The 7,799-nt window shown below is 71.9% G+C and carries 6 protein-coding genes; 4 read left to right on the forward strand and 2 right to left on the reverse strand.

Annotated elements, in window-relative coordinates:
* Positions 1–60: 60 nt before the first annotated feature.
* Positions 61–1,608 (reverse strand): FAD-dependent oxidoreductase, encoded by a 1,548-nt coding sequence (locus G6048_RS30395; RefSeq protein WP_165342809.1) that lies wholly within the window; start codon positions 1,606–1,608, stop codon positions 61–63.
* Between the two features lie 127 nt (positions 1,609–1,735).
* On the opposite strand from G6048_RS30395, the gene G6048_RS30400 reads away from it, so the two are divergent.
* The 3 genes from G6048_RS30400 to G6048_RS30410 all read left to right on the forward strand — a co-directional run bounded on the left by G6048_RS30400 (position 1,736) and on the right by G6048_RS30410 (position 5,190).
* A complete protein-coding gene (locus G6048_RS30400) occupies positions 1,736–1,912 on the forward strand; it encodes a hypothetical protein (RefSeq protein ID WP_165342810.1) in 177 nt (58 codons plus the stop codon).
* A gap of 105 nt (positions 1,913–2,017) precedes the next feature.
* Entirely contained in the window at positions 2,018–4,336 is a 2,319-nt protein-coding gene (locus tag G6048_RS30405) for a catalase (protein WP_165342811.1), read from the forward strand.
* Between the two features lie 38 nt (positions 4,337–4,374).
* Complete coding sequence (locus G6048_RS30410; RefSeq protein ID WP_165342812.1) at positions 4,375–5,190, forward strand: VOC family protein; 816 nt, start codon at positions 4,375–4,377, stop codon at positions 5,188–5,190.
* Positions 5,191–5,259: 69 nt separating this feature from the next.
* On the opposite strand, the gene G6048_RS30415 is transcribed toward G6048_RS30410, so the two are convergent.
* Positions 5,260–5,667: a CoA-binding protein gene (locus G6048_RS30415; protein WP_165342813.1), complete on the reverse strand. Its 408-nt coding sequence runs from the start codon at positions 5,665–5,667 to the stop codon at positions 5,260–5,262.
* A gap of 349 nt (positions 5,668–6,016) precedes the next feature.
* On the opposite strand from G6048_RS30415, the gene G6048_RS30420 reads away from it, so the two are divergent.
* A partial coding sequence (locus tag G6048_RS30420) for a sensor histidine kinase (protein WP_165342814.1) occupies positions 6,017–7,799 on the forward strand: 1,783 nt, incomplete at its 3' end.

Below are 7,799 nucleotides of genomic sequence, written 5' to 3' on the forward strand. Positions count from 1 at the left end.
GCCCCGCGCCCCTAAGGAGGCCGCAGGCCTCCTTAGGGGCGCGGTATCGCACAGGAACCGTCAGTCCTCCTGCGGCTCCGCCTCGCGGACTTCGCGCTGTTCCAAGGCGTGCGTGGCCGGGCCCTGTACCACCCTGCCGTCCGTGTCGAAGCGGGAACCGTGGCACGGGCATTCCCAGGCGCGTTCCGTCGCGTTGAACGCGACCAGGCACCCCATGTGCGTGCACCTCGCGGACACGGAGTGCAGGCTCCCGTCCTCGTCGCGATACACAGCGCAGCGCTGTCCGCCGTGGCGGACTACGGCGCCGGTGCCGGGGGTGATGTCGGCCAGGGAGTCCGCGTGGGACGGGGGGATGCGGTCGCCTACGAAGTGGCGGGCCACGTTCGCCTGGTGCCTGAGGAAGGCGGGGGCCTCGCGGAGTACGGAGCGCAGGCGGCGCGGATCGTACAGCTCGGCCCAGGGAGGGCGGTCGCCGGTGATGAGTCCGGACAGCAGGCGGCCGGCCATGATGCCGCCGCTGAGGCCCCAGCCGCCGAAGCCGGTCGCAACGTACGCGTGGCGGGACATCGGGGGCAGTGGGCCGACGAGCGGCACGGTGTCGGTGGAGTCGTTGTCCTGCGTGGCCCACCGGTACGTGGGAGTGATGTCCGGGAAGTGCTCCTCGGCCCACTCGGTGAGGCGGGCGAAGCGTTTGTCGGTGTCGCCGGTGCCGGGAGTGAAGTGCTCGCCGGTGACGATCAGCAGCCGCCGGCCGTCCTCGTACGGGGCGGTGCGGACCGAGCGGGTGTCCTCCTCGGGCGTGATGTACATGCCGTCGGGATCCCGGTCCGCCGGGATCGGTGCGGCCACGACGAGTTCGCGGCGCGGGGAGAGCCGGGTGAACAGCAGTGCCCGGTCGAAGACCGGGTAGTGCGTGGCGATCACGACCGCGCCTGCGGTCACCCGTGCCCCGGTCTCGGCCGTCACACGGCAGGCGTCGCCCGTTTCGAGGCCGAGGATCCGGGTGCGCTCGTGGATGAGTGCGCCCCGGGCTCGTAGATCGTCGGCGAGGGCGAGGAGGTACTTGCGGGGGTGGAACTGGGCCTGGTTCGCGACCCTGACCGCGCCCGCCACGGAGTAGGGCAGACCTGTCCCGGTCACGAACTCCGCGTCCAGGCCGGCCTCGCGGGCGGCCTCCGCCTCGGCGCGGATCTCGCCGGCCCGGCGCTCGTCGCGGGTGTAGGTGAACGCGCTCCTGCGCTCCCAGTCGCAGTCGATGCGCAGCTCGTCGACGAGGGCCGCGGCGTGCTCGATCGCCTCGGTCTGCGAGCGTGCGTACAGGTGCGCCGCCTCCGGGCCACGGGTCCGGCGCAGCCGGTCGTAGATCAGCGTGTGCTGGGCGGACAGCTTCGCGGTGGTGTGGCCGGTGACGCCCGCGGCCACGCGGTCCGCCTCCAGGACCGCGACACTGCGTCCGGCGCGGGCGAGCTCCCAGGCAGTGCTGAGTCCGGCGATGCCCGCGCCGACCACGGCCACGTCGACGGTCACATCCGTCTCGAGCGGCGGATACGTCTCACCCGGTGCCGTGTCGATCCAGTACGAGCCCCGGATGTCTGCCTTCTCGGTCATGCGGCCCGAGTCCCCCCGAACCGCGGACCGAAGCCTCCGCTCCGACCGGGCGCGGAACGCACCGCCCGTTTCGATCGCGCGCGCCGGGTACTCGCAGTCACCAGCACATGACGTAGGAGGTGCCCCCATGGAAATCGGCACCGGTGCAGACATCGAGCAGGCCGGCGTCGAGCCGGCGGTCGCGGAGCGCGGGACCGAAGACGGTACGCGCGCTGTCCCTGCCTCTCGCGGGGCCCGCCGGGACGAGCGGGGTGAGCAGGAGCCGGGGGACCTGCAGAGCAACATCGTCCTGGGCGAGGACTGAGCGCTCCGCGCGGCACGGGGTCTGCCGAGGTCCGGTTGGTTCAGGGGGCCGGTCGGGGGTACCCAGGCGGCGCAGACCACTCCCCGGCTGACTGTTGGAAGTGCGATGAGCGACAAGAACCCGCACAAGCCCGACGACGTACTGCGCGAAGACGGCCCTGCGGACGGTGTCCCCGGCAAGCCCGGACCGCATACGCCGTCGGTCGCCGAACCGACCGAACCCCACGCACCCCTCCCGCCCAGAACAGACCACAGCGCACCCGAGTCGGTCAGCCCCACCGGACAACGCACTGGCGCCGACCCGTCCGCCCACGCCCAGGGTGACGCCTATCGGACGACGGCCCAGGGAGCCAGGCTCTACGACACCGACCACTCCCTGAAGGCCGGTGAGCGCGGGCCCGTTCTGCTGCAGGACCACCATCTGCGGGAGAAGATCACCCACTTCGACCACGTGGGGGCACCTCCCAGCGGTAGCTGGGGGAGCATCCCCGAGCGGGTCGTGCACGCGCGCGGCGCCGCCGCGCACGGTGGCTTCCGGAGCTATGGCACCGCCGCGAAGGTCACCAAGGCGGCCTTCCTCACCGGCGAGGCCGAGACACCGGTGTTCGTACGGTTCTCCACAGTGCTCGGCTCGCGCGGCTCGTCTGACACAGTGCGCGACACCCGGGGCTTCGCGACGAAGTTCTACACCGGCGAGGGCACGTTCGATCTGGTCGGGAACAACATCCCGGTGTTCTTCATCCAGGACGCGGTCAAGTTCCCGGACATCATCCACGCCGGAAAGCCGCACCCCGACCGGGAGATCCCCCAGGCGCAGAGCGCCCACGACACGTTCTGGGACTTCGTCACGCTGCACACCGAGGCCACCCTCCCCCACTCTCGGCTTCGCTCGAGCGGGGGGACCCCCATCACGCTGTGGAACATGTCCGACCGGGCCATCCCGCGCTCGTTCCGCACGATGGAGGGCTTCGGCGTCCACACCTTCCGGCTGGTCAACGCCGAGGGCGCCACCACGCTGGTCAAGTTCCACTGGAAGCCGAAGCTCGGCGTGCACTCCCTGGTGTGGGAGGAGGCGCAGCTGATCAACGGCATGGACCCGGACTTCCACCGCCGCGACCTCGCCGACGCCATCGAGGCGGGTGCCTACCCGGAGTGGGAGCTGGGCATCCAGACCTTCCCGGACACGGCCGAGCAGACCTTCGAGGGCATCGACCTGCTCGACCCGACGAAGATCGTCCCGGAGGAACTGGCACCCGTACAGCCCGTGGGCCTGCTGACGCTGAACGCCAACCCGTCGAACTTCTTCGCCGAGACCGAGCAGGTCGCCTTCCACCCCGGCCACCTCGTGCCCGGCATCGACATCACCGACGACCCACTGCTGGCCGGCCGGCTCTTCTCCTACTTGGACACCCAGATCTCCCGCCTGGGCGGGCCGAACTTCGCGCAGCTCCCCGTCAACCGCACCCACGCCCCCGTCAACGACATGCACCGGGACGGCATGCACCAGACGGCCGTGCACACGGGAACGGCGCCCTACCGGCCCAACTCCCTTGACGGAGGCTGCCCGTTCCTCGCGGGCGCCGACACCGGCGCGTACATCGAGACGCCCGTGGAGGTGCCGACGGGCAGGAAGCAACGCGAGGCCCCCGCCTCCTTCTCGGACCACTTCAGCCAGCCCCGGCTCTTCTGGCGGAGCATGTCCCCGGTGGAGCGCGAGCACATCATCGCGGCGTACACCTTCGAGCTGGGCAAGTGCTACGAGCAGGCCGTCAAGGAGCGCGGGCTCCAGGTGCTCGCCAACATCGACCCCGAACTGTGCGAGCAGGTCGCCACCGGTCTCGGCCTGCCCGCACCCGAGGCCACCGTTCCCCTGACCGACGCCGAACCCAGCCCCGCCCTCTCCCAGCTGGGCCACACCTGGCCGCTGGACGGGCGCGTCATCGGCATCGTCACCGACGAGCGCGGGGATCTCGACGGCGTACGCACCGTGCGCCGGGCCGTCCTCGACGCGGGCATGGTCCCGCTGGTGATCGCCCCGGCCGGCGGCAAGCTCGACGCGGAGGGCGAGCCCGTCCAGGTGCAGCGCACCTTCGCGACGGCCCGGTCGGTGGAGTACGACGCCGTCCTGCTGGCGGGCGCTCCGGGACCCGGCGCCGACGCCTACGGAGCGCGGGACGCCAAGGCGGGGGATGCTGGTACGGAAGCAACCACGGATCCGCGGGTGCTTCTGATGCTGTCGGAGGCCTACCGGCACGGGAAGGCCATCGGCGGCTGGGCGGGTGCCGAAACCGCCCTCGATGCCGCGGGCATCCCGGCCGGTGCGCCGGGCGTCGTGTCCGCGCAGAGCGGCACGGGCGCCCTGGAACAGATCACCCGGCTGCTGGGCGAGCACCGCGTCTGGGAGCGATTCGGCACCGGCGGCTGAGTACGGTCAGGAAGCCAGGAACGCAGGACGGAACGGCCATGAACCGCGACACCACAGTCCAAGACGATGTCATCACCAGTCAGTCGGTGTTCGGCGCCCCGTGCTGGGTCAGCCTCACGGCACGCGACGAAGCCGCCGCGGAGGACTACTACCACGCGGTCTTCGGCTGGAAGTTCCGGTCGATCCCGCTGGGCGACCGGTTCCGCATCGCGTACGCCAACGAGGTGCCGGTCGCGGGCATCGCGCCCGTGGCGTCCATGTGGCAGATGGCCGTCGCCTGGACCCCCTACTTCGCCGTGTCCAGCGCGGATGAGGCCGTGGCCCGGGGGCAGGAACGCGGCGGGACGACGGCGGTCGGCCCGATCGCGTTCCCGCCGGGCCGGGCCGCACTCCTCGCGGACCGCGACGGAGCGGTCTTCGGCATATGGGAGGGCCGGCTGATCTCCGGCTGGGAGTCCTGGCGCCGGGCCGCCCCGGCCTTCGTACGACTGCACACCCGCGACGCCTTCGACGCCGCCATGTTCTACGGCGAGGTCCTCGAGTGGGCCTCCAAGAAGCCAGGCTGCTGCGAGGTCCACTACGAGGCGGACGAGGTCGTCCTGCGCAGTGAGGGCGGCGTTGTGGCCCGAATCCACTCCGGCGCCGTGGAGGCGGCGCCCGATCCCACGATCCGGCCGCACTGGCAGATCCACTTCGCGGTTCCCGACGTCGAGGCCTGCGTCGCCGCCGCGCGGGCCCACGGCGGCACCGTCGTCCGGGTCGGCACCTCACACACGGAGGTGCCCCCGACGGAGGCGGTGCTCCGGGATCCCGACGGGGCCCAGTTCACCGTGACCTCGCGCCAGAACCGCTGAGAATGGGCCGACAGCCCGCCGGACTCAGCCGAGGGGGATGGCCGGACTCGGCCGAGGGGGTGTCCGGACTCAGCGGAGCCGCGGAATCTCGATGGCCGGGCACCGGTCCATGACCATGTCGAGCCCTGCCGCGCGGGTCCGTTCGGACGCCGCCTCGTCGATGACGCCCAGCTGGAACCAGACGGCCTTGGCGCCGATGGCGACGGCCTCGTCGGCGACGGGACCGGCCAGGTCGCTGTTGACGAACACATCGACCACGTCCACGTCGAAGGGGATGTCCGCCAGCGACGCGTATCCCTGCTCCCCATGGACCGTCTCGGCCTTCGGATGCACGGGGACGATGCGCTTGCCGTAGCGCTTCAGGACGTCGGCGACTCCGTAGGCCGCCCGGTGCTCGTTCGTCGACAGCCCGACGACCGCCCAGGTGTCACCGAGCTCGGTGAGGATCTTGCGGACCGTAGCTGCGTCGCCGTACACGTTCGGCCTCCTTGGGGCTTCCTGCGGTGCCTGCTCTGGCAGGCAACAGCGGGCGGGGAGCGGTGATTCCCGCCCGCTCGGCGAGCCCGGGTCCGGCCTCGCTCGGGCGGCAGGCCCGCAGGGACTGCGAGTCGATGATCACCGCCGTCGGCGTGCGGTTGCAGGCGTACACTGTTGGGCAAATAGCCTTTTAATTGTTTTAATTTCACAATTCGGGCAGAAGTGTAGCCAGAACCGTCGGATCCCCGGATTCGGCGTCCGGTCTACCCGGGAGGTCCGCAGCGAGTGGCCGTCGGCAGCCTTGGGAGGGCGCGGGCGGATCGCATAGGCGCCAGGAGGAAATTTCTCGATGACCCGGCCCGATGACCCGCGCACCGCGGCGGCCCGGGTGTTCGCCGAGGGCGGCGCGTTCGGCGAGCTTCTGGCAGGGATCGACTGGGCGGCGACGCCGCTCGGGCCCCCCGTCTCCTGGCCGGGGCCCCTGGTGGACACCCTGCGCCTCATGCTCACCTCTGAGCATGCGATGGCTCTGTACTGGGGGGCTGAATTCGCCACGCTGTACAACCTGGGCTCCACACCCATTGTCGGTGCCAAACACCCCTGGGCGCTCGGCAGGCCCTACAAGGAAGTGTTCCCCGAGGTCTGGGCCCACCCCGTGAGCTCCCACTTCCACTATGTGACCGGCACTCGCAAGCCCCTGCTGGTCCCGAATGAGCTGCTCATCATGGAGCGCCACGGCTTTTTGGAGCAGTGCTACTTCGACTCCGCCTTCCAGCCCGTGCTGCTGGACGACGGAACCGCCGGCGGCGTGCTGCAGATCCTCACCGAGACCACCGGCCGGGTACTGGGCGAGCGCCGGCTGCGCCTGCTGAGCGAGACCGGCACGCGCACGGCCGGGCTGCCCACCCCGGGCGAGGTCGCCCACGTGGTCGCCGAGGTGGCGGGCTCCTACCCCGAGGAGATCCCGTTTCTGGGCCTGTACCTGGCCTCCGAGCCGGGGATGCGGCGGCCGGCGGCCTCCACCGGGCTCCGGTCGGCGCCCGAGACCGCCTCGCTGAGTGCGGCCGACGGGTCGGTGGTGGCGGCCCGGCTGGCTCAGGTGGTCGCCGACGGTGCCCCGGCCAGGCTGCCGGCCGCCGCGATCACCGGCGGCAGTACGGCCGGGCAGCATGCCGCGGCCACCCGGATCCCGGTCGAGGAGGCGCTGGCCCTGCCGCTGTACGGCGCGGGCCAGGTGGAGGGCGTCCTGGTAGTGGGCCTCAACCCCTGCTTCCCCCCGGCCGGGACCTACCACGACTTCCTGGAAGTACTCGCCTCCGCCGTGGCCGGGGCGCTGTCGGCCGCGCTCGCGCACGAGTCGGCCGCGCTCGCGCACGAAGAGCAGCGCCGACGGGCGGAGGCGCTGGCCGAGCTGGACCGGGCCAAGACCACCTTCTTCGCCAACGTGAGCCACGAGTTCCGCACCCCGCTCACCCTGCTCCTGGGACCCCTCCAGCAGGCCCTGGCCGACGAGGACCGGCCCGAGAGGCGCGAGCAGCTGGAGCTGGCCGAGCGCGGCGCCCTGCGCCTGCTGAAGCAGGTCAACACCCTCCTGGACGTCGCCAGGGCCGAGGCCGGGCAGATGCGCCCGGCCCTCGAACCGGTCGACCTCGCCGGTGCCACGGCCGAGCTGGCCGGGGTGTTCCGCTCCGCCTTCGAGGCGGCCGGGCTGACGCTGGAGGTGGACTGCCCGCCGCTGCCCAAGCCGGTGCCCCTGGACCGGGAGATGTGGGAGAAGATCATCCTCAACCTGCTCAGCAACGCCCTGAAGTTCACCTTCACCGGCGGCGCCCGGGTGGAGATGGCCGCGGACGGCGCCCGGGCCCGGCTGACCGTGACCGACACCGGCACCGGCATCCCCGCGGACGAGCTGCCGCGCCTGTTCGAGCGCTTCCATCGGGTCCGCGGCGCCCGCTCCCGCTCCCACGAGGGCAGCGGCCTCGGCCTGGTGCTGGTGAAGGACCTGGTGGAAGCGCACGGCGGCACCGTCGGCGTGGACAGCCGGCTCGGCCAGGGCACCACCGTCACCGTGGACCTCCCCTTCGCCGCCGCCCACCGGCCCCGCCCGGCGCCGCCCGCGGCCGGCGCCGGGC

Origin of the sequence: Streptomyces ureilyticus (genome assembly GCF_011045025.1) — a bacterium.
Lineage (GTDB): Bacteria > Actinomycetota > Actinomycetes > Streptomycetales > Streptomycetaceae > Streptomyces > Streptomyces ureilyticus.

Coding starts and splice junctions, on each gene's coding strand:
- G6048_RS30395 (WP_165342809.1), bottom strand. CDS start 1,608: ATGACCGAGAAGGCAGACATCCGGGGCTCGTACTGGATCGACACGGCA.
- G6048_RS30400 (WP_165342810.1), top strand. CDS start 1,736: ATGGAAATCGGCACCGGTGCAGACATCGAGCAGGCCGGCGTCGAGCCG.
- G6048_RS30405 (WP_165342811.1), top strand. CDS start 2,018: ATGAGCGACAAGAACCCGCACAAGCCCGACGACGTACTGCGCGAAGAC.
- G6048_RS30410 (WP_165342812.1), top strand. CDS start 4,375: ATGAACCGCGACACCACAGTCCAAGACGATGTCATCACCAGTCAGTCG.